The sequence below is a fragment of the Aeromonas sp. EERV15 genome, assembly GCF_900079845.1.
GTDB lineage: Bacteria > Pseudomonadota > Gammaproteobacteria > Enterobacterales > Aeromonadaceae > Aeromonas > Aeromonas sobria.
The window spans coordinates 1-511 of record NZ_FKKY02000080.1; the positions used below are offsets into that span (position 1 = coordinate 1).

Annotated in this window: 1 protein-coding gene; it reads right to left on the reverse strand. The window is 72.0% G+C overall.

The features are described 5' to 3' along the window. Positions 1-327: hypothetical protein (locus BN4575_RS22735; protein ID WP_218060792.1), on the reverse strand; the 327-nt coding region annotated here is incomplete at its 3' end. Between the last annotated feature and the right edge of the window lie 184 nt (positions 328-511).

Consider the following 511-nt stretch of genomic DNA (forward strand, 5'->3'; position numbering starts at 1 on the left):
CCCGTTCTCGTTGGGGTTGATGCTGTCGGACGCGTAGATCGAGAGCGTCACGATCTGGACGTCGCACGGCTCGGGGGCCGCGGGCGGCGGCGCGGCGGACGTGCAACCCGCGATCGCGACGGGCAGGGCGGCGCCGAGGAAGACCGCGAAGGTCGCGGCGGCGAGGCCGGCGGCGACCTTCGCCAGGGTCACCCCGCCGAGGAGCGACGCCGGCCCACGTCGGGCCCCCGGCGCGGGCGCGGCGCCCTCCCCTTTCGGTTCCGAGGAGGGCGAGCGGGGCTCCCCGATCCACATCGAACGCTGTAGGAGCTTGGCGAACGCGACCATGCTTCGCCCAATTTATTCGGAGTCCCGCGGCCCGTACAACTTTCGGTGCACGGGGCCGCGTCGATCAGTCCGAGAACGCGATCGTGAAGTTCTTCCCGGCGTCGACGCCGAGCTGGAGCCGCTTCGGGAGCGGCCCCTCCGCCATCTTCTCGAGGACGGCGACCGAGAGCTGCGGCAGGAGCGA